General features: G+C 32.0%; 33 protein-coding genes. 21 read left to right on the top strand and 12 right to left on the bottom strand.

Features of this window, described 5'->3' with window-relative positions; all coding sequences use genetic code 11:
- Positions 1-25: 25 nt before the first annotated feature.
- The 3 genes from NQQ59_RS00730 to NQQ59_RS00720 form a co-directional block, all read right to left on the bottom strand.
- Complete coding sequence (locus NQQ59_RS00730) at positions 26-1,360, bottom strand: DEAD/DEAH box helicase (RefSeq protein ID WP_144212730.1); 1,335 nt, start codon at positions 1,358-1,360, stop codon at positions 26-28.
- 173 nt (positions 1,361-1,533) lie between these two features.
- The gene (locus tag NQQ59_RS00725) at positions 1,534-3,072 is read right to left on the bottom strand and encodes a DEAD/DEAH box helicase (RefSeq protein WP_144212728.1); all 1,539 of its coding nucleotides are present in this window, start codon (positions 3,070-3,072) and stop codon (positions 1,534-1,536) included.
- 109 nt (positions 3,073-3,181) lie between these two features.
- Positions 3,182-3,715 (bottom strand): DUF6155 family protein, encoded by a 534-nt coding sequence (locus NQQ59_RS00720; protein ID WP_144212726.1) that lies wholly within the window; start codon positions 3,713-3,715, stop codon positions 3,182-3,184.
- A gap of 141 nt (positions 3,716-3,856) precedes the next feature.
- Here NQQ59_RS00720 and NQQ59_RS00715 point away from each other — a divergent pair, with 141 nt between their 5' ends.
- Together NQQ59_RS00715 and NQQ59_RS00710 are read left to right on the top strand one after the other, a co-directional pair.
- The gene (locus NQQ59_RS00715) at positions 3,857-4,150 is read left to right on the top strand and encodes a DUF3817 domain-containing protein (protein ID WP_144212724.1); all 294 of its coding nucleotides are present in this window, start codon (positions 3,857-3,859) and stop codon (positions 4,148-4,150) included.
- Positions 4,143-5,390 (top strand): mechanosensitive ion channel family protein, encoded by a 1,248-nt coding sequence (locus NQQ59_RS00710; RefSeq protein WP_144212722.1) that lies wholly within the window; start codon positions 4,143-4,145, stop codon positions 5,388-5,390. Before NQQ59_RS00715 ends, NQQ59_RS00710 begins: the two co-directional genes overlap by 8 nt.
- A gap of 129 nt (positions 5,391-5,519) precedes the next feature.
- On the opposite strand, the gene NQQ59_RS00705 is transcribed toward NQQ59_RS00710, so the two are convergent.
- Positions 5,520-5,939: a hypothetical protein gene (locus NQQ59_RS00705; RefSeq protein ID WP_144212720.1), complete on the bottom strand. Its 420-nt coding sequence runs from the start codon at positions 5,937-5,939 to the stop codon at positions 5,520-5,522.
- A gap of 80 nt (positions 5,940-6,019) precedes the next feature.
- Here NQQ59_RS00705 and NQQ59_RS00700 point away from each other — a divergent pair, with 80 nt between their 5' ends.
- Complete coding sequence (locus NQQ59_RS00700; RefSeq protein WP_144212718.1) at positions 6,020-6,421, top strand: glyoxalase; 402 nt, start codon at positions 6,020-6,022, stop codon at positions 6,419-6,421.
- 149 nt (positions 6,422-6,570) lie between these two features.
- Here the strand turns inward: NQQ59_RS00700 and NQQ59_RS00695 are convergent, their stop codons facing one another.
- Complete coding sequence (locus tag NQQ59_RS00695) at positions 6,571-8,547, bottom strand: alpha-ketoacid dehydrogenase subunit alpha/beta (RefSeq protein WP_144212716.1); 1,977 nt, start codon at positions 8,545-8,547, stop codon at positions 6,571-6,573.
- A 189-nt stretch (positions 8,548-8,736) separates the two neighbouring features.
- Between NQQ59_RS00695 and NQQ59_RS00690 the strand changes: the two genes are divergently transcribed.
- The 9 genes from NQQ59_RS00690 (at position 8,737) to NQQ59_RS00650 (ending at position 16,190) form a co-directional block, all read left to right on the top strand.
- On the top strand, positions 8,737-9,687 hold the full coding sequence (locus NQQ59_RS00690) for an isopenicillin N synthase family dioxygenase (RefSeq protein ID WP_144212714.1): 951 nt from the start codon (positions 8,737-8,739) through the stop codon (positions 9,685-9,687).
- Between the two features lie 110 nt (positions 9,688-9,797).
- Entirely contained in the window at positions 9,798-10,130 is a 333-nt protein-coding gene (locus NQQ59_RS00685; protein ID WP_144212712.1) for a translation initiation factor, read from the top strand.
- Between the two features lie 110 nt (positions 10,131-10,240).
- Positions 10,241-11,110 carry a nucleoside phosphorylase gene (locus NQQ59_RS00680; protein WP_144212710.1) on the top strand — a complete coding sequence of 290 codons (870 nt, stop codon included), beginning with the start codon at positions 10,241-10,243 and terminating at the stop codon, positions 11,108-11,110.
- 42 nt (positions 11,111-11,152) lie between these two features.
- Positions 11,153-11,545: a VOC family protein gene (locus NQQ59_RS00675; RefSeq protein WP_144212708.1), complete on the top strand. Its 393-nt coding sequence runs from the start codon at positions 11,153-11,155 to the stop codon at positions 11,543-11,545.
- The gene (locus NQQ59_RS00670; protein ID WP_144212706.1) at positions 11,545-12,018 is read left to right on the top strand and encodes a DUF4265 domain-containing protein; all 474 of its coding nucleotides are present in this window, start codon (positions 11,545-11,547) and stop codon (positions 12,016-12,018) included. The genes NQQ59_RS00675 and NQQ59_RS00670 overlap by 1 nt, the downstream gene beginning before the upstream one ends.
- A gap of 61 nt (positions 12,019-12,079) precedes the next feature.
- The gene (locus tag NQQ59_RS00665; protein ID WP_144212704.1) at positions 12,080-12,931 is read left to right on the top strand and encodes a substrate-binding domain-containing protein; all 852 of its coding nucleotides are present in this window, start codon (positions 12,080-12,082) and stop codon (positions 12,929-12,931) included.
- 19 nt (positions 12,932-12,950) lie between these two features.
- Positions 12,951-13,883 (top strand): transglutaminase, encoded by a 933-nt coding sequence (locus NQQ59_RS00660; protein ID WP_144212702.1) that lies wholly within the window; start codon positions 12,951-12,953, stop codon positions 13,881-13,883.
- A gap of 143 nt (positions 13,884-14,026) precedes the next feature.
- Positions 14,027-14,395, top strand: coding sequence for a hypothetical protein (locus NQQ59_RS00655; RefSeq protein WP_257698025.1), 369 nt, complete (start codon positions 14,027-14,029; stop codon positions 14,393-14,395).
- Positions 14,396-14,603: 208 nt separating this feature from the next.
- Positions 14,604-16,190 (top strand): ABC-F family ATP-binding cassette domain-containing protein, encoded by a 1,587-nt coding sequence (locus NQQ59_RS00650; RefSeq protein WP_144212699.1) that lies wholly within the window; start codon positions 14,604-14,606, stop codon positions 16,188-16,190.
- A 24-nt stretch (positions 16,191-16,214) separates the two neighbouring features.
- Here the strand turns inward: NQQ59_RS00650 and NQQ59_RS00645 are convergent, their stop codons facing one another.
- Positions 16,215-17,189 carry an alpha/beta fold hydrolase gene (locus tag NQQ59_RS00645; RefSeq protein ID WP_144212697.1) on the bottom strand — a complete coding sequence of 325 codons (975 nt, stop codon included), beginning with the start codon at positions 17,187-17,189 and terminating at the stop codon, positions 16,215-16,217.
- A 297-nt stretch (positions 17,190-17,486) separates the two neighbouring features.
- On the opposite strand from NQQ59_RS00645, the gene NQQ59_RS00640 reads away from it, so the two are divergent.
- The 5 genes from NQQ59_RS00640 (at position 17,487) to NQQ59_RS00620 (ending at position 20,424) form a co-directional block, all read left to right on the top strand.
- Positions 17,487-18,536, top strand: coding sequence for a linear amide C-N hydrolase (locus NQQ59_RS00640; RefSeq protein ID WP_144212695.1), 1,050 nt, complete (start codon positions 17,487-17,489; stop codon positions 18,534-18,536).
- 151 nt (positions 18,537-18,687) lie between these two features.
- On the top strand, positions 18,688-19,005 hold the full coding sequence (locus NQQ59_RS00635; protein ID WP_144212693.1) for an ArsR/SmtB family transcription factor: 318 nt from the start codon (positions 18,688-18,690) through the stop codon (positions 19,003-19,005).
- A gap of 3 nt (positions 19,006-19,008) precedes the next feature.
- The gene (locus NQQ59_RS00630; RefSeq protein ID WP_144212691.1) at positions 19,009-19,476 is read left to right on the top strand and encodes an SRPBCC domain-containing protein; all 468 of its coding nucleotides are present in this window, start codon (positions 19,009-19,011) and stop codon (positions 19,474-19,476) included.
- A gap of 1 nt (position 19,477) precedes the next feature.
- Positions 19,478-19,855, top strand: coding sequence for a DoxX family protein (locus NQQ59_RS00625; protein WP_144212689.1), 378 nt, complete (start codon positions 19,478-19,480; stop codon positions 19,853-19,855).
- A gap of 11 nt (positions 19,856-19,866) precedes the next feature.
- Positions 19,867-20,424 (top strand): DUF4256 domain-containing protein, encoded by a 558-nt coding sequence (locus tag NQQ59_RS00620; RefSeq protein ID WP_144212687.1) that lies wholly within the window; start codon positions 19,867-19,869, stop codon positions 20,422-20,424.
- A 35-nt stretch (positions 20,425-20,459) separates the two neighbouring features.
- Here the strand turns inward: NQQ59_RS00620 and NQQ59_RS00615 are convergent, their stop codons facing one another.
- Both NQQ59_RS00615 and NQQ59_RS00610 read right to left on the bottom strand, forming a co-directional pair.
- Positions 20,460-20,810, bottom strand: a complete 351-nt coding sequence (locus tag NQQ59_RS00615) for a DUF2200 domain-containing protein (protein WP_144212685.1) — start codon at positions 20,808-20,810, stop codon at positions 20,460-20,462.
- A gap of 22 nt (positions 20,811-20,832) precedes the next feature.
- A complete protein-coding gene (locus NQQ59_RS00610; protein WP_144212683.1) occupies positions 20,833-21,606 on the bottom strand; it encodes an XAC2610-related protein in 774 nt (257 codons plus the stop codon).
- Positions 21,607-21,695: 89 nt separating this feature from the next.
- Here NQQ59_RS00610 and NQQ59_RS00605 point away from each other — a divergent pair, with 89 nt between their 5' ends.
- Both NQQ59_RS00605 and NQQ59_RS00600 read left to right on the top strand, forming a co-directional pair.
- Positions 21,696-22,115 carry a VOC family protein gene (locus NQQ59_RS00605; protein WP_144212681.1) on the top strand — a complete coding sequence of 140 codons (420 nt, stop codon included), beginning with the start codon at positions 21,696-21,698 and terminating at the stop codon, positions 22,113-22,115.
- Positions 22,116-22,154: 39 nt separating this feature from the next.
- On the top strand, positions 22,155-22,673 hold the full coding sequence (locus NQQ59_RS00600) for a GNAT family N-acetyltransferase (protein ID WP_144212679.1): 519 nt from the start codon (positions 22,155-22,157) through the stop codon (positions 22,671-22,673).
- A 33-nt stretch (positions 22,674-22,706) separates the two neighbouring features.
- Here the strand turns inward: NQQ59_RS00600 and map are convergent, their stop codons facing one another.
- From map to NQQ59_RS00585, 3 genes are all read right to left on the bottom strand, one after another.
- Entirely contained in the window at positions 22,707-23,471 is a 765-nt protein-coding gene (gene map, locus NQQ59_RS00595) for a type I methionyl aminopeptidase (RefSeq protein WP_144212677.1), read from the bottom strand.
- 141 nt (positions 23,472-23,612) lie between these two features.
- Positions 23,613-24,350, bottom strand: a complete 738-nt coding sequence (locus NQQ59_RS00590; protein ID WP_144212675.1) for an SDR family oxidoreductase — start codon at positions 24,348-24,350, stop codon at positions 23,613-23,615.
- Positions 24,351-24,430: 80 nt separating this feature from the next.
- Complete coding sequence (locus NQQ59_RS00585) at positions 24,431-25,000, bottom strand: Crp/Fnr family transcriptional regulator (protein ID WP_144212673.1); 570 nt, start codon at positions 24,998-25,000, stop codon at positions 24,431-24,433.
- Between the two features lie 41 nt (positions 25,001-25,041).
- On the opposite strand from NQQ59_RS00585, the gene NQQ59_RS00580 reads away from it, so the two are divergent.
- Entirely contained in the window at positions 25,042-25,548 is a 507-nt protein-coding gene (locus NQQ59_RS00580) for a DUF4262 domain-containing protein (protein WP_222104867.1), read from the top strand.
- Here the strand turns inward: NQQ59_RS00580 and NQQ59_RS00575 are convergent, their stop codons facing one another.
- Positions 25,549-25,944, bottom strand: a complete 396-nt coding sequence (locus NQQ59_RS00575; RefSeq protein ID WP_144212671.1) for a VOC family protein — start codon at positions 25,942-25,944, stop codon at positions 25,549-25,551.
- A gap of 194 nt (positions 25,945-26,138) precedes the next feature.
- Here NQQ59_RS00575 and NQQ59_RS00570 point away from each other — a divergent pair, with 194 nt between their 5' ends.
- The gene (locus tag NQQ59_RS00570; protein WP_144212669.1) at positions 26,139-26,711 is read left to right on the top strand and encodes a hypothetical protein; all 573 of its coding nucleotides are present in this window, start codon (positions 26,139-26,141) and stop codon (positions 26,709-26,711) included.
- Positions 26,712-26,742: the final 31 nt, after the last annotated feature.

The raw sequence follows: 26,742 nt of genomic DNA, 5'->3' as shown, positions 1-26,742 counted from the left end.
TAAACAATGACAAAAGTCATATTATTTACTTTTTGAATTTTTTAACTGTTTTATCAACTATATCGATTTTGTTCTGTAGGACATAACTCGCCATTAATTTTTCGATTAGTTCTTCTTTTGTCAAATGATGAAAAACAGTTTTTACTTTCGTTTTTAAATCGTTTGAAAGTTCATGATTCGGTTTTGTTTTGAAGATTTGTTTTGCCCATAAAAGCATATTATTTTCTTCTAAACTTGCAGCTGAAGGTTTTTTAAACTCCGAAAATTTGATTCCTAATTCTCTTTCAAAATCGGCTATTTCAAAAACTTCTTCTTGTTGTAGGACGGTTAGAGAAAGCCCTTTTGCTCCTGCCCTTGCCGTTCTTCCACTTCTGTGAACATAATTCTCGTAAGTGTCAGGTAAATGATAATTAATGACATACGAAATTTCTTTAACGTCTATTCCTCTCGCTGCCAAATCAGTAGCTACTAAAATATTGATATGACCTTCACGGAATTGCTCCATAATTCTATCACGAATTCCTTGTGTCAAACTTCCATGAAGTGCTCCAGAAGAAAATTTATTGATGGCTAGATTCTTAGCTAATTTATTGACAGCAGCTTTCGTTTTACAGAAAATAATCCCTCTTTCACCATCTTTGGAATTCAGGAAATGCATTAAAACTTCTAGTTTCTCAATCGGATCGACTACAATATATTCATGATCAATTCCTTCGTTTCCAACTGTTTCCATACTGGCACTGATCTGAACTACATTTTTATGCAAATAATTCTGAATCAGTTGTTTTATAGTTCCTGGAAGAGTTGCCGAAAACAATAAAGTTCGATGCTTTTTAGGTAATTCAGCAATAATCTCATCTAAACTTTCTTTTAGAATAGAAACCATTTCGTCGGCTTCATCTAAGACTAAATATTCGGCTTTTTTAATATCAATTGCTTTTCGCTGAATCAAATCGATTAAACGACCTGGAGTTGCAACTACGATTTGAGCACCTTCTTTAAGTCTTTCTATTTGCGGTTTAATTGGTGTTCCTCCGCAAATTGATGCAATTGAAATGGTTGTAAGATGCTTTGAGAAATCTTCTAAATTTCTAAAAATCTGCTGTCCCAATTCTCTCGTTGGAACTAAAATTACAGCTTGAACTTCAGTTGATTCTGGATTAACCAATTGTAATAATGGTAATCCAAAAGCAGCGGTTTTTCCGGTTCCTGTTTTGGCTAAACCTACAATATCATGAGTTTCGCTCAAAAATAACGGAATTGTTTTTAGCTGAATTTCTGTTGGTTCAACAATATTTAGTTCGCTTAAAGCTTTTAAAATTGGAGCTGAAATTCCTAATGTTGAAAATGGTTTAGACATGAGTATTTTAGTTTTTTTTGTTTCACGTTTCATGTTTCAAGTTACATAGAAACTTAATAAGTTGAAAGGAGAAATTGCATTTCTTCTGAAACGCGATTTCTCCTTTTGTATTATATAGAATGTTTTAGATTCCAACAACTTGAAACATGAAACCTGAAACAAAATAAAATTTATCAATCTGGTTCGTTCATGATTTTCTCACGATATTTTTTACCAATTAATAAAGTTAATCTTTGCTTGTAATCATCTACCAGCCATTCGCGGTAGTTTTTACTACATTGACTTAAGCATTTAGAGTAACGTTTAATACGGTCTTCAATATCATCATCCAGTTCTTTTGCCAGCATTTTAGCTTCCTGAAGTGTTTCGGTATTATCGACACACATTCCAGCATGTTGATCCAGAGATTTATCTAAAACAACTTTCGAACGTAAATTTTGTTTGATAATTAACTTGTGTTCTTCGTCAACATCGAAAGATACATCAGCCGTTTTACTGAATTTTGCTCGTAATTCTGGTGGCATACTGTATTTGAAAAACATCTCAATTTCATGGTCATCACGAAGGTTTTCCAAATAAAATTCAGGTGATTTAAAGATGTGTTGCCAGTTTACAGGATCACTCCATAAACCAAAACGTGCGGCATTATTTCCTAAATCGATAACTGTAAATTCATCTTTTCCAGGAAGTTTACGAGAACCACGACCAATCATTTGGAAATATAATGTCAACGATTTTGTTGCTCTGTTCAAAATTATAGTCTCTACAGTTGGTTCGTCAAAACCAGTTGTTAAAATTCCGACAGAAGTCAAAATTGCATCTGGTGTCTTTTTAAACCATTGTAGAATATCTTTACGTTCTTCAGAACTACTGGTGTTGTCAAGGTGTCTAATATCGTAACCTGCTTCTCTAAAGGTTTCGTATACATATAAAGAAGTATGAATACCATTATTGAAAATCAACGTTTTCTTACCTAAAGAACGCTCTGTATAAGCATGAAGAAGCTTTTCCTGCATCAAAGTGTTGGTATATAAATCATCTGATGATTTGACAGTATAATCACCATTGATTCCCACTTTTAACGAAGTCAAACCAACATCATAGCTGTAAGTTGTAGCTTTTGCCAAAAATCCTTTATCAATCAATGAACCAATAGTATCACCAACAATAAGTTCATTATAACTTTGATGCATTGGTAATTTGATATTAGAACTCAAAGGCGTTGCTGTTACTCCAAGAATAAAAGCATTTTTGAATGAGTTTAACAACTTTCTAAACGAGTTGTAGTGCGCCTCATCAATAATAACCAAACCGATATTATCCAAATGAAGTTTCTCATCATTGATACGGTTTTTCAAAGTTTCAACCATTGCTACAAAACAAGAAAAATCATTCTGGTCTGGCAATTCTTTTACTTTACTATTGATAATCTTGTTTGTAACACCAAATCCTGTCAGCATTTTTGAAGTTTGCTTACATAATTCGATACGGTGTGTTAAAACAACCACTTTTTTATCGTTGTTTGATAAGTAGCGGCGAACGATCTCAGAAAATATCACCGTTTTTCCTCCTCCTGTCGGAAGCTGATACAATAAATGATGTTTCGGAGGAGCATTGTCTAAACGGTCAAAAATAGCGTCAATATCGCCTTTTTGATATGCATAAAGTTCTTTTTTCTCTTCTCTTTGTATTTCTAAAGTGTTTTGAGACATTGTTTATTTTTGGATTTTTGCAAAAATACGTCGAAAAAACAGTTATTCATCTTATTTTAAACTAAAATTAATGTTTTTTTTAAATAAAGATTTTCTATGGGAAGTGGTTTTAGGAGTCGATTTTGTCTAAAATAGTCTCAAAATCGTACTTATTCTTCCATTTTTGCTGCATAGTTTCTTCAAAAATGGCATTAATTCGTAATTTAAAATCGTTAAAAATTCCGTTTGAGATGATAAAATTAACAGCTTGTTCAAACGAATTAAAGATACTTTTGTAAAATAATTCTTGCTTGATGAAGTTTTGAGAAGAAAACGTTTGCGCAATTTCAATATTATAAAGCATAATATCGGCGACAACATAAGAGTCAACTCCAAGCATTATGAAATGTTTGATTAATTTTTGAGCAACCGATCTACGCATTTTAGCTTTTGGACGCCATTTTGCTCCTGGCTTTTTGATTGGAAAATATTCCTGCGAGATTTTAACCTTTGCGTCTTGCAATAATTTGTCTTCTTTAGGATTAAAAACAAAGTCGTAATATACTTTTACTGGAGCAAATTTTTCATACAATTCTATTAATTGTTCTTCTAATTGCTCTTTGGTTAACTCGCCTAAATATTTTTTTAAATCTCTTTTACTCATAGAGTAAAGATAATTTCCAAATTTTTAAATTCCAAATCCCAATTTTAAAGATCTTGAACGGAGTTAATTTTGAATTTTTAAATTCTGAAATCAATCCAGAATCCTTAATTTTGCTGGCATAAAACTTAAAAAAAAATATACATGCTCAAGATTTTCAAAATTACTGCCATTTTAGAAGGAATCTCTTATTTAGTATTGTTTGCTAATATGTTGATTATCAAAAATAATAATCCAGAACTTTATCACACCTTATTACGTCCGTTAGGAATGACGCATGGAGTGTTGTTTATCGGATATATTATTTTAGCTTTTTTATTGAAAAAATCAATGAATTGGGATTTAAAAACTTTCGGAATCATTTTAGTAGCTTCACTTATTCCGTTTGGAACATTTTATGTTGAAAAAAAATATTTAGAAACTAAAGCAAATGCTTAAGCTTTTGGAGAAAATATTTAATTTTTTATATCCCTTATTTAGAGATTGGGGAATGAGTCGCAATGTTGCTTCTTATACAAGCCTGATTTTTAATATTGCTATTTTAATAGCGCTGGCTTACATTATATATTATGTAGCCAAATTTATTTTAGTCACTTTGACTGCCATTTTTGCACAGCGTACCAAAACTAAGTTTGATGATTATTTAATTCAAAACAAAACCACCAGATATACAGCTTATTTAATTCCGTTTTTCTTTATTTATAAAGCAGTTCCTGTTATTTTAGATAAATACGAATATTGGGAATCCATGTTCGGAAAAATAGTTGGTATTTATATCGTTTTACTTGGATTATGGATTGTCAGAACAATTTTTAATTCGTTACGCGATTACTTAAAACAAAAACCAGAATATAGCGATAAACCAATTGACAGTTTCGTTCAGGTTATTATGATCATTCTTTGGATTTTTGGAGTCGCAATGATTATTTCTACACTATTCGGAATCAAAAGAGGCGAATTATTAACCATTTTAGGAACACTTTCAGCAATTATTATCTTGATTTTCAGAGATACTATTCTGGGATTTGTTTCCAGTGTTCAGGTTGCCATAAACGACATGGTTCGTATTGGTGACTGGATTACAATGGATAAATTCGGAGCCGATGGAGATGTAATCGAAATCAATTTGACAACCGTAAAAGTACGAAATTTCGATAATACGATTACCACAATTCCCACTTATGCTCTAAGTTCAGATTCATTTCAGAATTGGCGCGGAATGCAAAAATCTGATGGAAGACGTATTAAAAGACATGTTTTAATAAAAAGTAGTACGATTCGTTTTTTGAATGATGAAGATTTACATCAATTACGAAAAGTTCAATTGATAACGGCCTATATTGACAGTCGTCAGGCGGAAATTGATCGCTATAATGACCTGAGAGGAGTTGATAAAACGCTTTCGCTAAATGGCCGAAATATGACCAATTTAGGATTGTTTCGAAAGTACATCATGCAATATTTAAATGATCATCCAGGATTAAACAAAAATATGCATATTATATGTAGACAATTACAGTCGACTGCACATGGAGTTCCGTTGGAAATTTATGTTTTTTCTAGTGATAAACGTTGGGCCAACTACGAATATATCATGGCTGATATTTTTGACCATGTCATGGCTTCAGTAAGATATTTTGATCTCGAAATTTTTGAACTGCCATCAACTATTGGGTAAGTTTTAACCGCAAAGCACGCAAAGTTCGCAAAGTTTTTTATACAAAGCTTAGCGAACTTTGCGCTTTTTAAGATTTACATAGTCAAAAAAACTTTGCGTGCTTTGCGGTTAAAAGATGTGCAAGTAGCCCTACTCCTTTTCTATTTTTTCAAAAATAAACTCAGAATTTGAATAATCAATTGGTACTTCGGGAACAAAGCAAGGAAGATTAAAATAAGTTCCAATTACTCCTTTTCCTAAATAAAGCTTTTCATTTTTCTGTAAAATCGCAATTGGTACTCTCTTCCAATTCCCTCCAAAAGAAATGTAATGATAATCGCCACGAAGAGTATCTCCTCTAAGATCACCTCTAACGTCTCCGGAATCTTTTCCTGTTCCGTAATGTGAAATTTCGTATCGCCCGTAAAATCTTTTATCATTGATATGAATGTCTAAAACAGCAGTATCTTTATTGTTTACAGCACGATAAAGTTTATGATTGTATTTTTCTTTGTCTTCTTTAGAATTGCAAGATGCTAGTAATAAGCAGATAAACAGAAATATTCGCATAATTTATTTTTATATAAACAAAAATAGGTTTTACTGTGGGATTATTTAGTTAACTTTAAATAAAACTAAAAACAAATACCATGGAAGATAGAGACACTTTTTTAAAAGAATTCAGAGGCGAAACTTTAGGAACCGTAAGTGCTCAATCTTCTCCAGATGAGTTATTTCAAAACCAGACCATCAGACCGATTTTAAAACTTCAAAACGATTTATTTATTGCTGTTTTTATTAATTATATCAATAAAAACAAAAGAGATTTTTACTCTTATTCCGTTGAAAAGAAATTGCAGATAATTGAAAATTCCATTCAAAAAGATATTAAATTCAGAAATTCATTAAAAGGAATCATAATGGGACTTTTTACAATTAATGAATATGATACTTACATACAAAATTCATCTAATTTAAATAAACGAATGATGAATTTACTGATCGAAAGATTGAAAAGTCAAGTACAGCTTTTTGAAGTTGAGGCTAAATAAGAGGTTCTGAGTTTCTAAGCTACTAAGATTCTGAGGTTTTTCTTAGAGCGCGATGCAAAAAAGGATGAGCAAAAAAACTCATCCTTTTTTGTATTTGTAAAGATTGGGAAACTTAGCATCTTAGTGCCTTAGTATCTCAGTGCCTTAGGCTAGTATCTTAGAAGCTCAAGCAAAGCTTCCTCAAACCTATTTCTTGGTAAAAACTGATCTTCCAAAGCTTTAGTGAACGGAATCGGCGAATCTAAACTCGCTACACGTTTTACAGGAGCATCAAGATATTCGAAGCAATTTTCCATAATTAAGGCCGAAATATCACTTGCAATTCCACCAAACATAGTGTCTTCTTGGTAGATTATTGCTTTTCCTGTTTTCTTAACCGAGGCAAAAATAGTTTCAGTATCTAAAGGTTGCAATGTTCTTAAATCGATTAAATCAGCATCAATTTCTGGATTACGGGTTAAAGTTTCTAAAGCCCAATGAACAGGAGCTCCGAATGAGATTATCGTTACTGATTTTCCTTCTTTTACCAAAGCGGCTTTACCTAAAGGAATAGTATAATATTCCTTAGGAACTTCTTGATATATACTTCTGTATAATAATTTGTGTTCGAAAAACAATACAGGATTTGGATCGTTAATTGAAGTGTTTAAAAGACCTTTTGCATCATAAGGAAATGCTGGATAAACAACTTTTAAACCAGGGGTTTTGGTAAACCAAGCTTCATTAGTTTGCGAGTGAAAAGGGCCAGCCTGAGTTCCTCCGCCGCAAGGCATACGAACTACAACATCGGCTTTTTCGCCCCAGCGATAATGCGATTTAGCCAAAAGATTCACAATCGGGTTAAATCCTGTAGAAACGAAATCTGCAAATTGCATTTCTACAATGGCTTTATATCCGTTTATAGATAATCCCATTCCGGTTGAAACAATAGCGCTCTCACAGATTGGTGTATTACGAACACGATCCTTTCCAAAGAATTCTACAAAACCGTCCGTGATTTTAAAAGCGCCCCCATATTCTGCAATATCTTGTCCCATTAAAACCAAATTTCGATGACGTTGCATAGATTCGTTTAAACCATTTCGAATAGCGTCAATAAAACGAATATTTTCAGTTTCAGATTCTGTAGTAAACTCTTCATATTGATATGGTTTGTAAACATCATCTAATTCTCCACTATAAGTTGGTTCGATTTCTGGTTCGGCATTTGCCATTGCCCAGTTTTCATCAATTTCTTGTTTGATTTCAGTACGAAATTGATCGTCTAATTCTTCCGTAAGAATTCCGTTTTCGAGTAAATATCTTTTGTAATTAGCGACAGGATCTCTCAATTCCCATTGATCCATTAAATCCTGCGGAACGTATTTTGTACCACTTGCTTCTTCATGCCCGCGCATTCTAAAAGTTTTAAATTCAAGTAAAATCGGTCTTGGATTTTCTTTCATTTCTTCTTTTAACTGCGAAAGTTTATTATAAACTTCTACAATATTATTTCCGTCAATAATCCAACTTTCAATTCCGTAACCAATTCCTTTGTCTGCAAGATTTTCGCAAGCATATTGTTCGTTAGTTGGTGTTGAAAGTCCGTAACCATTATTTTCTATAATAAATAATACAGGAAGTTTCCAGACCGCTGCAATATTTAATGCTTCGTGAAAATCTCCTTCACTTGTAGCGCCTTCTCCGGTAAAAACAGCTGTAATTTTTTTATTGTCTTGAAGTTTATTTGCAAGGGCGATTCCGTCAGCGATTCCTAATTGAGGTCCCAAATGTGAAATCATTCCAATAATATTATATTCCTGTGTTCCAAAGTGAAAACTTCTGTCACGACCTTTTGTGAATCCATTTGCTTTTCCCTGCCATTGCGAAAACAAACGGTGAAGCGGAATTTCTCTTGTTGTAAAAACACCAAGATTTCGATGCATTGGCAATATATATTCAGACTGATCTAAAACTGCTGTAACGCCAACAGCAATAGCTTCTTGTCCTATTCCAGAAAACCATTTAGAAACTTTACCTTGTCGAATCAAGATGAGCATCTTTTCTTCGATTAATCTTGGTTTTAGTAATTTTTTATATAAGTCTAATAATTGAGCGTCGGTTAGGTTTTGTCGGTAAAAAATCATGTATTTTTCAGTTTTTTGAGTGTTTCAAATATAACAATTTGCGTTAGTTTTATTGAATTCTTAAATATATTTTTAATTAAAAACCTACTTTTAATAGTTGTGCTTAAGTTTATTTCCTAAAATATTCTCTACCTTTGTTAGCGAAAGGTGCTTATGACACCTTTTTTTCTTAAATATAAAATGTAAAGTATGCAAAACATTCCTAGTGTAGACTTACGTGATTTCCTTTCGGACAACCCGGAACGTAAACAAAAATTTGTAAATGAAATCGGCAGTGCATTTGAAAACATTGGCTTCGTAGCCTTAAAAGGTCATTTTCTTGATGATCAATTGGTAGACGAACTTTATGGTGAAATTAGAAACTTTTTCGCCTTGCCATTAGAAACTAAGCATAAATATGAAATTCCTGGAATTGGCGGCCAAAGAGGTTATGTTTCTTTTGGAAAAGAACATGCTAAAGGACGCAAAGAAGGAGATTTAAAAGAATTCTGGCATTTTGGTCAATACGTTGATGCAGATTCTAGATGGGCTTCAGAATATCCAGATAATGTTGAAGTGACTGAATTACCACGTTTTAATGTCGTTGGTAAAGAAGCGTATCAAAAATTAGAGAAAACTGGAGTTTATGTTTTAAGAGCTTTGGCTTTACATTTAGGTTTAGATGAGTTTTATTTTGATGAATATGCAAAAGAAGGAAACTCTATTTTAAGACCAATCCATTACCCTCCTATTACTTCTGAGCCAGAAAACGCAATTCGCGCGGCAGCTCACGGTGATATTAACTTGATTACATTGCTAATGGGAGCTCAAGGTAAAGGATTACAAGTTCAAAATCATAATGGCGATTGGATTGATGCGATTGCTCAAGATGATGAATTGGTAATCAACGTTGGAGATATGTTGTCTAGACATACCAACAACAAATTAAAATCTACGATTCACCAAGTGGTAAATCCGCCGAGAGAATTGTGGGGAACTTCACGTTATTCTATTCCATTTTTCATGCACCCAGTAAGCGATATGCGTTTGGATTGCCTTGAAAATTGTATTGATGAAGAAAACCCTAAGAAATACGAGGATATTTCTGCTGGAGAGTTCTTGCACGAGCGTTTAGTAGAGTTAGGTTTAATTAAAAAATAAACTTTAATAAATTCCAATATTAAAATTCCAAATTCCAAGTTTTTCTTGGGGTTTGGAATTTAATTTTTAGATATCTTTATACTTGGAATTTATTTTTAGAATAAAAAAATATGGACTTTAAAGATCAATTAAAAAACTTATTTCCAGATCACGTGGAATCGAATGAACCAGAGGAAGTTGAAGAACAAGAACACGTTCTTTACGTTCAAAAAGAGCCAATGATCTGCAAATTTGAAAAAAGAAAAGGAAAAGCAACCACAATTATCGAAGGTTACGAAGGTTCTGATGAAGATTTTAAAATCTTAGCCAAAGAAATCAAAACCAAATTGAGTGTTGGCGGTACTTTTAAAGATGATTCAATCATAATTCAAGGCGATTACCGTGACAAAATTATGGCTATCCTAAAAGAAAAAGGATTTAAAACCAAACGTGTAGGTGGATAAAACGGAGTAAATTTCAATTTTAAAATTCCATAAACGCTTAGACTTCGCTCAGCGTGATAAAGAAAAACTTAGATACTTAGAAGCTTAGTAACTTAGAAACTTAAAAGAAAATGATTCAATCATCAGAATTAATATTAAATCCAGACGGAAGTGTTTACCACTTAAACCTTCGTCCTGAACATATTGCACACGACATTATATTTGTTGGTGATCAAAACCGAGTAGAAAAAATCACTCAGTTTTTCGATTCAATCGAATATTCAACTCAAAAAAGAGAATTTAAAACTCAAACCGGAATTTACAAGGGGAAAAGAATTTCTGTAATTTCTACAGGAATTGGTCCAGATAACATCGATATTGTTTTAAACGAATTAGATGCTTTAGTAAATATCGATTTAAAAACAAGAGAGCCAAAAGAAACCGTAACTTCATTAAATATTATCCGAATTGGAACTTCTGGTTCATTGCAGGAAGATATTCCAGTTGACAGCTTTGTAATGTCAAAATTTGGTTTAGGATTAGATAACATGCTTCGCTCCTATTTGATTGATGATGTTTCGATTACTGAAATGGAAGACGCATTTGTAAAACACACGAACTGGGATCCAAAAAAAGGAAAACCTTATGTGACTCAATGTTCTGAAAAATTAGAAAAACTAATTGAATCAGACAGAATATTCAAAGGAATTACAGCAACTGCAGGAGGATTTTACGGTCCGCAGGGAAGAGTTTTGCGTTTGAATATTCAAGACGAAGAATTAAATAATAAAATGGATAATTTTAGTTTTAATGAAACTAAAATTACTAATTTAGAGATGGAAACCGCAGCAATTTATGGACTTTCAGCTCTTTTAGGACACAATGCTCTATCGCTAAATGCGATTATTGCCAATCGTGCTTCTGGAACTTTTAGTGAAGATCCGTATAAAGCTGTAGATGAATTAATTGCTTACACTTTAAATAAATTGGCAGGTAATTGATTTTACTAATTTGAAAATTAAATAATTATAAATGAAATTATTATGTTTTTGAGAGTTGCAAGACATACAAATAATCTAAGAAAGATTGAAGATTTCTACGTCGACATTCTTGGTTTTGAATTGTTGGGCGGTTTTGAAAAACATAATAATTACGATGGAATTTTTATTGGAAAATCAGGTTTAGACTGGCATTTTGAATTTACACAGTCTGATCAAAAAGCCAACCATTCTTTTGATGAAGATGACATAATTGTGCTTTATCCAAAAACGATTTCAAATTATAACGATTTAATTCATAAACTTGAACATAGTAATATTTCAACGATAGAGCCGGTTAATCCATATTGGAAAGAGAATGGAAAAATGATTCAGGATCCGGATGGTTATCGAATAGTAATATCATCATTAAAAGCCATAATAAACGAAATAGAATAATGTCTGAAACTCATAAAAAAATACTATTTAAATATTACAGTGATTATCTTGATGAAGTAGTTTCTGAAACCATGTGGGCAGAAATTATAGATCTGGAAAAAGGTCTTTTTAAACTGGATAATATTCCCTTTTTTGGACCTTTAATTGCAACAGACGATATTTTTTATGCTGAATATGATGAAACAGAGGAGAAATTCATGCATAAAAAAACAATCCAGAATTCAGGGAATTCGATTGTTCAAATAGCAGTATTAGAAAAAGGTTTTGATAAAGAAATCATCCGCGAGAAATTGAAGGCAATTAATTGTTTATCTGAAGGATTAAATGAAACTTTTTTTGCTGTAGAAATTGCAAAAGATGTTGATTATTCTTTGGTAAGAAGCCTATTAAATGAATATGAAACGCAGGAAATTATCGAATATGCAGAACCTTGCCTTTCTGAAAAACATCGAGCAGATTTATTGAAAAACTAAACAAACTTAAGATTACGCATACGCATACCAAACAAGCAACTTAACTTAAACTTAAAATAAAATGAAAACTGTCAAAATTGCGGGTGTCCCGGAACACTTCAATTTGCCGTGGCATCTATGCATAGAAAACGGTGAATTTGAAGAAGAGGGCATCGACCTCAAATGGACCAATGTTCCCGAAGGTACTGGAAAAATGTGTCAAATGCTTCGCGACGGAGAAACAGATTTAGCAGTAATTTTAACCGAAGGAATTCTGAAAGATATTTCGGCAGGCAATCCGAGTAAGATCGTTCAGATTTACGTTCAATCACCTTTAATCTGGGGAATTCATGTAGACGCGAAGTCTGATTTTCAAACCTTGAAAGATCTAAAAAATAAAAAAGTAGCCATCTCAAGAGTAGGTTCTGGATCGCAGCTAATGGCTTATGTTAATGCAAATGAACAAGGCTGGCAGGCTGATGACCTGGAGTTTGAAATCGTTAATACAATTGATGGTGCTGTAGACGCTTTGACCAATCAAAAAGCAGACTATTTTATGTGGGAGCGTTTTATGACCAAACCTCTTGTAGATCAAGGAATATTCAGACGTATAGACGACTGCCCTACTCCTTGGCCTTCTTTTATTATTGCGGTTCGTGATGAGTTCTTAAAAAAGAACCCAAAAGTTGTAGAGAAAATCTTAGAAATCATCAACAAAACAACTGTTGATTTTAAAGAAATTCCAGAAATTGATAAAAAGTTATCAAAGCTTTTTAATCAAAAAGCATCAGATATTAAAGAGTGGCTGAAATTAACACAGTGGTCACAGAAAAATTTAACAGAAAAGTCTTTTAATAAAATTCAAAATCAATTATTTGATCTGGGAATTATTGATAAAAAAAGTATTTTTGTAGAAACCGTAAAAGCACTGTAGTACTGCTTTTTTGATTCGTATGATGAAATTCCCTAAAATCGACTTTCCGAGATTAAAATCCAAGTTACAGGTGAAATCACCTTGGGACAGGATTATCATTTCGATTTTAAGTTTTTTGATTACTATTCCGATTTTCATCATACTGCATCAAAATTTAATCGATTTAGAATGGGCATTCAATCTGGATCGTGTATTCATCTTTATTTTTGTTTTTGCAGCCATATTTTTTCTTCTGATGTATCTCAGAACGATCATTATTTTATGCATTGCAGCTTACTTGCTGGTGTTGTTTTATGGAAGTGTAATTGGGAATTATGGTTTCAGCGAAATCTCAGAAGATTACAATTCGATGATTTATACCATGTCAGACAATCCATATCCTCAGGATATTATTGTCGCTAAACTGCTTCCTTTTCCCAATAAATCAAAAATTATAAATGCAATAGAATATCAGAATCCTAGAGTGCGAAATTTTGCTATTATGGCAACTAGCAAGCATTTTAAAGGAATTAGAGGATATTCAGATTATAGAACTATTATTCAATGTTTTGCTGTTTTTAAAGAAATAAACGGTAGATGGAATTACGTTAACGATCCAAAAGATGGTGATTATATTGCAACCGCCAGTGAATCTTTAGATTATTTCTCTGGCGATTGTGATGATCATTCTATCTTGATGGCAGCAGCTATTCGATCAATTGGTGGGACTCCGAGACTTATTCATACCAAAGGGCATATTTATCCGGAGATTTTAATTGGTTCGATGATAGATTTGGAAAAAGTCAATTATTTGATTAAAAACGTTCTTTTTGTAAAGGAAAGCTACGGTAAAAAACTGCATTACCATATTGACGAACGTGGCCAAGTTTGGATGAATTTAGATTACACTGCAAAATATCCTGGAGGTCCGTTTATGTATGAAGAAATTTTAGGGGCACTTACTCTTAATTAAGATTTCGATTTTTCTATTTTGTAATTAAATAAAAAAACGTCTTTTTTATGTTGTAAAAAAATATTTATAAATATTTGATTACGAATTATTTAATGTCGTTTTTTTTTGTAACTTTTTCCTGTTTAACTTTTAATCACAAAATCATGAAAAACTCTAAATTATTTACCCTCGTAATTGCAATTGCTGTAGTATTAATGGTTTCATGTCATAGTAAAAGAAATAAGCTAGTGAATTCATGGAAAGTTACTGCTGTTGAAGCTAAAACACCGATGTCCGATTCTACAAAAAATGCAATTTTAACCAACGGAACACTTACTTTTACGGAAGATGGTCACGTTACGGGATATTTGTTGCGTGAAATAACAGAAGGTACTTATGCCTTGACAAAGAAAGGGACAAGTCTGGTGATCAAAGATGAAGTTGGAACACCTTACCCTTGTGTAAGTACTATTACAGATGATAAATTAATTTTGGAGGCTAAAGAAGCTAAAATTACTCTTGATAAGATTTAAGATATAAAGCGTAAGAGCTTTAATTCATAGAAAAACCATTCTTTGCAACTTGTTAAGAATGGTTTTTTGATTTTTAGACATAAAAATAATACATTTGCATACTTCAAATAAGTAATGCTATATGTGAAAAATAATTTCTTTCGGAAAATTTAGTGAGTAACCGCAAGTTTGCGGGTACTTGATTATTTATCTATAATAGAAAGGAATTATGCTTATTCTTCAAAATATTTCTCATCAGCATGAGAATAAAAACTTGCTGTTTCAAAACATTAGTTTTACTATAAATAAACACGATAAAGTTGCTTTAGTTGGAAATAATGGTGTTGGAAAATCTACGCTATTAAAAATCATTGCAGCACAATTACAATCTTATTCAGGACAGATTATACAAAATACAACTCCTTATTTTGTGCCTCAATTATTTGGTCAATTTAATGAATTAACGATTTCTGAAGCCTTGTACATAAAGGATAAAATAAAATCACTTAAAGAAATACTTGAAGGTAATGTGACAGAAGAAAACCTACAGCTTTTAAATGACGATTGGACAATTGAAGATCGTTGCAATGAAGCATTGTCTTATTGGAAACTTCAGGATTTGGATTTAGAACAAAAAATGAAAACTCTAAGTGGTGGGCAAAAAACAAAAGTTTTTCTAGCTGGAATTATGATTCATCAGCCGGACTTGGTTTTATTAGATGAACCGAGCAATCATTTGGATTTTGAAGCGAGAACTTTATTGTATGATTTCATAAAAACAACATCAAGTTCACTATTAATTGTAAGTCACGACAGGATGCTTTTAAATCTTCTAAACAAAACTTTTGAAATGACTAAAAACGGAATTTCTGTTTATGGCGGAAATTATGATTTTTACAGTGAACAGAAAAAGATAGAAAATAATGCTTTGGAGCAAGATGTTCAGAGTAAAGAAAAGGCACTCAAAAAGGCTAAAGAAAAAGAACGCGAGACAATCGAACGTCAGAACAAATTAGATTCAAGAGGTAAAAAGAAGCAGGAAAAATCAGGTGTTGCGCGGATTATGATGAATACACTTCGCAATAAAGCTGAAAATAGTAGTTCCAAAATAAAAGATGTTCATGCGGAAAAAATCAGTGGTATATCTGATGATTTAAGACAACTTCGGTCGTCGCTTCCTACGATAGATCAAATGAAATTTGGTTTTAATACAGCTTCATTTATCAAAGGAAAAACAATTTTTAAGGCAGAAGAAATTAATTATAGTTATGGAGATCAATCTCTTTGGAAGGAAAATCTCCATTTAGAAATACTATCCGGAGATCGTGTGAATATTAAAGGATTAAATGGTTCTGGAAAAACGACTTTAATCAAAATTATTCTGGGTGAATTGAATCCAACAATAGGAAATAGCACTTTTTTAGCGAAAAAGTCAATCTATATCGACCAAGATTATTCTCTCTTGCAAAACAACTTAAATATTTATGAGCAGGCGCAAGTTTTTAATGATTGTGGTTTAGAAGAACATGATATCAAAATGAGATTGAATCGTTTTTTATTCTCTCAAAAGGATTGGGATAAATCGTGTAGCGCTTTAAGCGGAGGCGAAAGAATGCGTTTAATGCTTTGTTGTTTGACGATTAGTAATGAATCTCCCGAAATGATTATTTTGGATGAACCTACCAATAATTTAGATATTCAGAATATAGAAATCCTTACTGCTGCTATTAATGAATATCAGGGAACTTTGATTGTAATTTCGCATGATCAATCTTTTCTGGAGCAAATACGAATTGAAAAAAATATTGAACTTTAAATTTTAAAAGACTTAGCGCCAGAATTATTTTGGCGCTAATCTTTTGATTTCATTACAAATGAGCTCTGATTCTTGAAGTGTTACATAATGAGCGCTTTTGTTGGCAAAAACCTGTCTGCTGTTCGTTGATAGATTAAGAAGATCTTTTTGAAGACTCAGATGAACTTCTAAATATTCTTTTTCTAAACTTTTATCTATTGCGCCTTCTACTCCATTCGGGTATTTGGCTGTAATAATTGTTAAAGGAATAGAACCAAAATCGTCAATTTGCGAAGCTTCCTTCATCAGTTTTTTATCATTTTCCAATTCAGTCATCATTCCGTCAAAAATGCGGTAGAAGTAAGTTTTGACGTTTTTATTGAACCAATGTTCTTGCGGAACAGCTGTTGTAAATGGAATACTTGCGTATAAAATCCTAATAGCGCCAATTTCATTTAAAAAACTTAAAAGCAATCTTGGTGGAGGTTGGACAGAATTTTTTAGGGCAGAAGACGATTTTTCTAACTGTTTTGGATGCGAAACATCTATAAATACAATTCCTTCCAAATCTTTAGCATTTTCTTTAATAAACAATCTTGATGTGATTCCTCCAAAAGAATGCCCAACCAAGATATACGGTTTTGGACAATCTGTTTTTTCCAAAAGCTGTTTTAAATCGTTTGCATATCTTCTTAAAGAAATATCTTCAGAAGCATCACTCCACATAATTCCGGCTTTATCATAAGCTATTGTGGTGTAGTTTTTTGAAAGTTTCTTTTGTAATTCCTGCCAATGCAGATAATCACCCCCTAAACCCGATTCAAAAACAACAGTACAGTTTCCGTTTCCTACTTTTTTATAATGAATTTTTCTTCCGTCAACTTCAACAAACTCTGAGTTTACAGGTCTTTTACTGTCAAAATAGAAGCGCGAAATATGTTCAAAGACATAACCAATTGCTATTAAAGTTACAAAGATAAACAGAAGGATTTTTAATGTTTTCAGAGCCTTTTTGATCATTTATAAAATAATATCAGTGTATAAATAAGTTTTTTGAATTTTTCAAAAGTAACTGAATTTATTTCAACTACAAAACTATTTATAATTATTCTAAATAATAATTCTAACTTAGTAGTACTTTCCGTTAAACAGTTTTATTTACGGGTTGCTATTGATTTTATAATCTAAATATTACATTAAAATCCGTAAATTGCAGATAATGTTTTTTCCTAAAAGTATATTTTGCTTTCAAATAATATATTTTCAATCCCCAAATAATCATCATACAAATCAATGTTTAATTAAAATGTAAAGATTATGAAATCACGAAAAAGAGTTTTATCGGTTTTATTAGCTTTTGCCCTAATCACAGAAACTGCACTTCCATGTACAAGAATTGTTTATGAAGGTTTAAATGGTACCATAATTACAGCCCGATCAATGGATTGGAAAGGTGAAATCCCGGCTAATCTATGGATATTCCCTCGTGGTATCGATCGATTTGGTGAAGCAGGAACAAGTTCGCTTAAATGGAAATCTAAATATGGAAGTGTTATTACCAGTTCATGGGATATTGCTTCTTCTGACGGTATGAACGAAAAAGGACTTGTTGGCAATCTTTTATGGCTGGTTGAATCACAGTATCCAAAATTTGAAAAGAACGGAAAAGTAAAAGGTTTAGCAGTTTCATTATGGTTGCAATATGTTCTAGACAACTTTTCTACAGTTTCTGAAGCCGTAACCGCACTAGAAAAAAATGATTTTGTGATTGTTTCTTCGCATATTCCAGGCACGAATATATTTGCTACTGTACATTTATCTATTTCAGATGCTTCTGGCGATAACGCTATTTTTGAATATATCAATGGAAAATTAGTAATTCATCATGATCGAAAATATGTTGCTATGACCAATTCTCCTATTTTTGATGAGCAATTGGCAATAAACACTTATTGGAAAAGCATTCCGGGAACGATAATGCTTCCTGGAACCAACAGAGCTGCAGATCGTTTTGTGAGAGCTTCGTATTACATTGATGCTATTCCGAAAACAGATAATACTAGAACAGCTCTGGCAAGTGTATTTGGCGTTATTAGAAATTGCTCTGTTCCGTTGGGAATTTCTTCAGAAACAGAACCAAACATCTCCTCTACTCGCTGGAGAACAGTTGCTGATCAAAAAAATCTGGTTTATTATTTTGACAATGTGCTAAATCCGAATGTTATTTGGGTTGAATTCAGTAAAATTGACTTTAGTGAAAAAGGAAAAATTAGAAAATTAAGTCTAGCAAATAACGAAAACTATTCTGGAGAATCTTTATTAAATTTTAAAGAAGCAAAACCTTTTCAGTTTGCAGGATTAGATTAATATCTTTAATTAATTACCAATATAAAACCTTTAAATTTAGTAGTTTAAAGGTTTTTCTTTTTAATCTTAAAAATATTTTTAATCAAAAAATGATATAAAAATATTGCGCAGTCAAATGACTTCATTATATTTGCAGTCAAATAACTGCGTAATGGAAATTAGAAGAGATGTTTTTCAGGCAATAGCCGACCCAACCCGAAGAGCTATTTTAAGTTTAGTAGCTATACAAGCGATGACGCCTGGTGCAATTGCAGAGAATTTTAATTCGTCAAGACAGACGATTTCAAAACATATTCAGATTTTAAGTGAATGCGAATTACTGCATCAGACACAAAGCGGACGAGAAATCTATTACCATTTAAATCCACAAAAAATGAAAGAAATAGACAATTTTATTGAACCATTTAGAAAAATGTGGGATGATCGTTTTAATAAGTTAGAAGTAATAATGAAAAACTATAAAGGATAAATCATGGAGAAGAAAACGAAAATTCACGCTGAAGACAACAAACAGGACCTTGTTATTACAAGAGAATTTGATTTGCCAGTAGAATTACTGTTCAAAGCTTATACGGAACCAGAAATTGTAGCCCAATGGATGGGAACAAAAGTTATTCAACTTGAAAATAGAAAAAATGGCGCATGGCAGTTTGAAACCAGTGATCCTAACGGAAATGTAGTTTTTAAAGCGAACGGTGTTATCCATGATTTTGTTCCAAATGAAAAAATTGTACGCACTTTTGAAATGGAAAATGTCAATTTCGCGCCTCAACTTGAGTTTCTAGAGTTTGAGAAACTAAGCGACGAAAGTAGTAAACTGACCATGCAGATAATTTATAAGTCTATTGAACACAGAATGACACAATTAAAAATGCCATTTGCAATGGGCTTAAATATGGCACATGATCGATTAGAAGAAATTGTAACTAAACTAAAATAAGATGAGTAAAAAGAATAGAATTATTTATTGGATTGCCACACTTTGGCTGGCTTTAGGAATGATATCAACTGGAATTGTACAATTAATGCAAATCAAAGAAGAAAAAGAAATGATGAAACATTTGGGGTATCCCCTATATTTTTTAACGATTCTTGGGGTTTGGAAATTGTTAGGCGTAATTGCTATTCTTATTCCTAAATTTGGTTTATTAAAAGAATGGGCTTATGCAGGTTTTTTCTTTGCTATGTCTGGAGCAGTAATTTCTCATTTAGCTGTAGGAGATGAACTATTAGCGCTTTTTGGGCCTGTACTTTTGATTGTTTTAACTATAATTTCTTGGTATTACAGACCAGAAACCAGAAAATGTATTGCTAATTAAAAATCAGAATTATGAATAAACAACTGACTACAAACGAACAAGAAGAAATTTTAAGCATACTTGAGAAACGTTTTGAGAAAAACAGCGATCGTCATAAAAATCTGGATTGGTCAAAAATTGAAGCAAAATTAAAAGCAAATCCTGAAAAAATATGGTCGCTAGAGGAAATGGAAAGAACCGAAGGAGAACCAGATGTTGTGGGTTATGATTCTAAAACAGACGAGTATCTTTTTGTGGATTGCGCTCCTGAAAGTCCAAAAGGAAGAAGAAGTATTTGTTACGATCACGAGGCTCTTGAAAAACGAAAAGAACACAAACCTGCCAACAGTGCTATAAATATGGCACAGCAAATGGGAATTGAAATCTTAAACGAAGAACAATACAAAGAGTTGCAAAAGATTGGAAAATTTGACACCAAAACTTCCAGTTGGATTTTGACTCCGCCTGAAATAAGAAAATTGGGTGGCGCCCTTTTCTCCGATTTCAGATATAATACTGTTTTTGTATATCATAATGGAGCAGAATCGTATTATGCAGCTAGAGGATTTCGTGGTATTTTAAAAGTTTAAAAATCGTAGAACCTCCAAATATTTTTTGGAGGTTTTTATTCTCTTAATATTTTTTCCATCTTTTTTCCTTTTGCAAGTTCATCAACCAATTTGTCGAGATAGCGTAATTTCTGAATCAAAGGATCTTCGATGTCTTCTACTCGATAGCCACAGATAACTCCAGTAATTTTAGATGCATTTGGATTAAGCTCAGGAGCTTCGGCAAAGAAAGTTTCGAAATCTACTTTCTTCTCAATTTGTGCTTTAAGTTGTTCGTTATTATATCCTGTTAACCATTTTATTACCGTATCCAGTTCTTCTTGAGTTCTTCCCTTTTTTTCGACTTTTTGAATGTACAAAGGATATACACTGGAAAATAATAATTTATATATTCGTTCGGTTTTCATCTTAGTTTTTTAAAATTAATAATTAATTATCTTTGGTAATATTGTCTTCATAATCATATTCTTCAAGAGGGTCGAAATTGACGAATCGAATTAGAAAATCGTTTGTACCTGAATATTTTGCTGATCGAAATTTAATTTCTTTATTTTTTTCAATCCAATATATCTGAATATCTTTATCCATAATATCAACTCGGGCAAACTCAATCAAACTATCCTTTTTAAGTTTTAAAAATGTTGTACTCGAACCTCCATAAACACTAAGGGCATCAATACAATTAAGCTTTTTGTTGTACAAAAGATTGGGATAAAGATCCGAATTTTTTATTTCAATAAATTTATTCTCTTTTTTAGAAAATATAAATAGTTTTCGAATATCATTTGCACCTCTGCCGGCTGTAGAATAATGGATGGTAAAATCGTTGAATCCGTCATTATTAAAGTCTTTAATTTCTGGTATTAAAGGAATATCGCTTTCTTTTTTTAAAGAATAATTTTGAATAGTGGTCCATTTGCCGTTTTCCTTTATAAAGAGTTTAAAAGAAACCGTTGTAGAAGTATCAATTGTAATCTGTTTAAGTTCAATTTTATATTTCCCTTTTTGAGCAATTTTGGTACTGTCAATAAAAGTTTCTGTTTCTGTAAAGTATTCTATAGTTTTAACTGTTTTGTGCTTTACTTCATTCTGCACCTTGTTTGAGCCGATAATCTTTTTTGAAGAAGTCTCATTATTGTTTTCAAGCTTTTTGTTGCAGCTGAGCATTAAAATAAAAACCATTAATAATACCGTAATTTTCATCCGTACTTTATTTTAGAAGTAAAATAAATAAAAAAATAAGATGTCAAAAAAAAATCTACCTTAGTTATTGAAACACAATAATATTTAATATGGAAAATTCAGTAAATAAAGATAATCATTTAGGTAATAATACACCAAAAGTAACAGGAATTGGCGGTATTTTCTTTTTTCTTGACAACCCAAAGGAAACTAAGGATTGGTACGCCAAAAACTTAGGATTAGAAATTAATGATTGGGGATCTGCTAGTTTTGAATCTAGAAATTTGGAAAACCCAGAACAGATAGAATCAACTCAATGGTGTCCTTTTAAGAAAGGAGATGAATATTTTTCACCCTCTAAAAAAGATTTTATGATTAACTACCGCGTTCAGAATATTGAAGGTTTGGTAGAAAAATTAAAAGCGAATGGAGTTACGATTCTTGATGATATCGAATCGTACGATTATGGGAAATTTGTTCATATAATGGATACTGAAGGCAATAAAATTGAACTTTGGGAACCTGCTTAATAATAAATGTAAATTGAAATCTAATAAATCAGTTTTGGAATGAATGAAATTTTACAAACAAATCGACTTATATTAAGAGAATTGAGTGTAGAAGATTCGAAGTCATTGTATGAATTGAATTTAAATCCAAATGTTGTTAGATATACCGGAGACAAAGAATTTAATAACATCAAAGAAGCCATGTCCTTTCTTGAAAACTATAACGATTATAAAATTAATGGTTTTGGGCGCTGGGCGGTAATCGATAAGGTAAGTAAAGATTTTCTTGGCTGGTGCGGCTTAAAATATGATAAAGAAAAAGATGAAACGGATATTGGCTTTAGATTTTTTGAACATTATTGGAATAAAGGTTATGCCACGGAAAGTGCAAAAGCATGTCTGGAATATGGTTTCGAAGCCTTAAACTTAGAGGTAATAATTGGAAGAGTAAGAACAGAAAATGCAGCTTCAATAAAAGTTTTAGAAAAGTTGGGACTTACATACAAGAAAGATTTTGATTTTGATGGCCAAAAAGGATTTATTTATCAAATAGAAAAAGAAACAAAAAAGCTCCGTTGATTATTTTCGGAGCTTTTTTGTTTGTGTAATGTCTTAATTCCAGATTTCATTCATTTCTGTTAAAATGATTGGTTTGCCTTCTGTAACGACTATAGTATGTTCGTGTTGTGCCATAAAACCACCTTTATTTCCAACCATTGTCCAGCCATCTTGCAATGTTTCTGCATAAGTTGAAGTGGTAGAAATGAAAGTTTCTATAGCCACAACCGAATTCTTTTTGAATCTTGTAACATTAAAACGATCTCTATAATTGGCAATTTCATGCGGCGCCTCGTGAAGACTTCTTCCTACTCCATGTCCAGTTAGGTTTTTAATGACTTTGTAACCTTTTTTCTTTGCTTCGGTTTCGATCAGAAAACCAATATCAGAAATGCGAACGCCACCTTTTATATTATGAATTGCTTTGTGAAGAATTTGTTTGGAAGCTTCTACCAGTTTTTGATGTTCGTTTACATCGGATCCAATTACAAATGAGCCTCCGTTATCTGACCAAAAGCCGTTTAATTCTGCAGAAACATCAATATTAATTAAATCTCCTTCCTCAAGAATTCTTTTTTCTGATGGAATTCCGTGACAAAATTCGTTACCCACACTGATACATGTCCATCCAGGAAAACCGTAAGTCAAATAGGGTGCAGATTTAGCTCCAAGATCATTTAAGATTTGACCACCATAATCATCTAGTTCTTTGGTTGACATCCCTGCTTTTGCAAATTTTCGCATTTCTTTTAAGGTAAATGCTACTGCTTCACTCGCTTTTTTCATTCCGGCTAATTCTGCTTCTGTTGTAATTGACATGGTATTTTCTTTTAAAATTTCTATTCAGATGAATTGGCGACTAAATTACCACTTTTATTAAAAAGAGAACGTTATTTAAATGCTAAAACCCTCGTTAATCATTAGATCTTGAGGGTTTATCGTTTTTGGAGTTACTTTATTTTACCATGGACTTTCTTCACTTTCGTCTTCAATATCGTTGCTGAAGAATTTTCCGTTTGGACCATTTTCATCTGTCAAAGTATGTTTTATAATAAAACTAGCAGCGCTTTCTACACTTCCAGGTCCGTTAAAATGGTTAAAATCTGTTGCAGTATAACCTGGATCAATTGCATTTACTTTAAAACCTAAATCTTTTAATTCATAAGCCAGAGTAACGGTAAAAGCATTTAAAGCTGTTTTTGAAGAAACATACGAAACTGCTTTGATGGCATAATATTTCCAAGTTGGATCACTGTGTAAAGTCAACGATCCAAGACCTGAAGTAATATTGCTGATTCTTGGATTTTTTGATTTCTTAAGCAATTCTATAAAGGTTTGAGTCACTCTAATGACACCAAAGAAATTGGTATCAAAGACTTGTTGTATGTTTTCTACAGAAGTTGTAGAAGAATCTTGCGGTACATCTCCTAAAACTCCAGCATTATTAATCAAAACATCTAATTTCCCCTGCTCCTTTTCTATAATTTCTTTAGCTTTTAAAACACTTTCAGAATCTGTAACATCGATCTGAATGGCTTTAATGTTTTGAAAACCATTTTGAGTTAGTTCATTTACCACTTCTTCTCCTTTTTGAAGATTTCGAGTTCCTAAATAAACAAATAATCCTTTTTTAGAAAGTTGTTTTGCTGTTTCTAAACCTATGCTTCTATTGGCACCTGTAATTAATACTGAATCCATTTTTTTATCTTTTTAAATTATTGATTACAAAGTTGCATCGATTAAAAACAATAACATTTGCCAAATGACAAAAAGCGATTTTAGCGTATGTTTTTTCTAATTCTGCTCAAAGAAGATTGTGTAATGCCAAGATAAGAAGCCAGATACGAAAGTGGAACACGATTGATTACATTAGGAAACATTTCCATAAAAGACAAATAACGTGTTGTGGCATCCTCAGAAACCAGCGGACTTCTTCTGGAAACTTTTTGAATCAAAGCTTTATTGATGATTTTATGAACGATCTTGTCCCAGCCAATTATAGTGTTTAGAAGATCTTCCCAATCCTTTTTAGAAAAAACAATCATTGTACAATCGGTAACCGCTTGAACATAAGCCGACGAACAAATGCTGTTTTCAAAACTTTCTAAATCGACTACAAGATTGTTCTCATCAATAAAATATTTTGTTATTTCTTCGCCTTTGTTGTTGTAATAGCAAACTCTCATAACTCCGTCGACTATAAAACCGACTTCTACAGAAACTTTTCCGGCTTCAGAAAAGTAATCATCTTTTTTAATTTCTCTTTCTACGGCTTTACTTAAAATTAAATCAATCTGCTGCTGATTTAAACTGCCAAATTGCAATATATATGTTACTAATTCTTTCATGCCCGAAAGTTAGGTATAAGTTTTAAATGGAAATTTGTCATATGGCAAAAAATATTAAAGCTATATTAGCTGTATATTTTTCAATTAATTATAGAATGGAAGAAAACAAAAAAGCATTATACTTTGAAAAGGTTTACAATACTATATCGTCAGTCGGTTATTATGTGACTGCCATTTTAGAAGAAAAAAATATTACTCCTTTTGCATATTCAACTGGAATATTTGAAAATTATAAAATACCAGAATTATTCATTTCTGGTTTGGGACCTAATTTGTCAGGACAGATTATTAAAAATTATGTTGAAAAATATAAGTCGGATAAAATTCAACTAAATGAAAAGATAAATGATTTGACAGATATTTTTCCTGTCTACTTAATTAAAGTAAAGAATGAAGATTTGTCCGAATATGTATTAACTTCAATTAAATTTTATGAAAACAAGAAATATGAGTATATACAACTTATTTTTCCAGATTTAAATGGCAAATTCCCAAACGATTCAGGATATGATTATGATCAAAAAATTATTGGACTGTTTGAAATATAATCACATTCCCGGCCAATACAAAAAATTAAATTTATGACCATCCGGATCGGCAAAACCAAAAGTATAACCTACTTCAAAATTTTCAGGTTCGGAGAAAATAGTACCGCCGATTTCTTTTATTTTTTTGTACCAAAGATCAACTTCTTCTCGACTATTGGCGGACAATGAAAAGATAATTTCATTTTCAGATTTCGCATTTGCTAATTTTCCTTTTAAAGCAGTTTCGAATCTTTTGGGAACAAAAAAGTTGATGATGAAGTTGTTTTCAGCAAATATAAAACTCACCAAATCTTCTGTTTCTTTTCCGTTTTGTTTAAATCCTAAAGCCGTATAAAATTCAATTGTTTTTGCTATATCGTGTGAGACAAGATTGCCCCAAATCATTCTGATTTTCATGTTTTTTGTTTTTAAGTGAATAGATAGTTTCTTAAAGTTAAGCAATTTATTTCACACTTTCGTTTTAAAGATATTTCTTATATTAGCTTTAGATGAGACAGAATTTCGATTAATAATTTTATTCTATTTCAGGTATTTTAAAATCAAAAAAATAATGATTCCTTTCTTAGGAAAATAATATAATTAACTTGTATATGAAAATAATAAGATCGTTTACCTCATTACTTGCTTTAATACTTACGGGATGCGTTGGTAATATGAATCCAACAGGTGGAAACTCAAATCCTAACTATCCGTATTTCATTACTACAGAACCTATGTTGGTTAAAAAAATAATGGTTCCAAAAGGAACAAGACTTACTTATAATGAACATTTTTTTGTATCAGGAGAACAAAAGCATAAAATGAGTGAGCAAAGATTAACGAGCATAAAACTTCCAGAAGGGCAAACCATAATTTGGGGCGGTGTTCCTGTATATTGGATTGAAAAGTTTTTTAATTCAGAAATGCGCGGTTATACTGTTTATGCTGATTTCGATAAGCTAAGTGCGGATAAAAAAACACGATTTACCGAACTTTGGCAAAGCTGCAGTGATGGTCTAAGTATTACAATTAAAAACGAAGAGGATTGGTCTTTTGATAAAAATAACATTGCTGATGTGGAAAGTTGCAGTGTCTTGTATCAACGTTACTTTAAAGAGGATGAAAAACAACAAACTTTTCTAAATGATGTACTTGCAGAACTTAGGAAAGTTGCCTCAAAATAGATATTTTCGTTGATTAAATTAATAAATAAGA

The sequence above is a fragment of the Flavobacterium panacis genome, from assembly GCF_024649945.1.
GTDB lineage: Bacteria > Bacteroidota > Bacteroidia > Flavobacteriales > Flavobacteriaceae > Flavobacterium > Flavobacterium panacis.
This window is presented reverse-complemented; position numbering and strand designations above follow the sequence as displayed.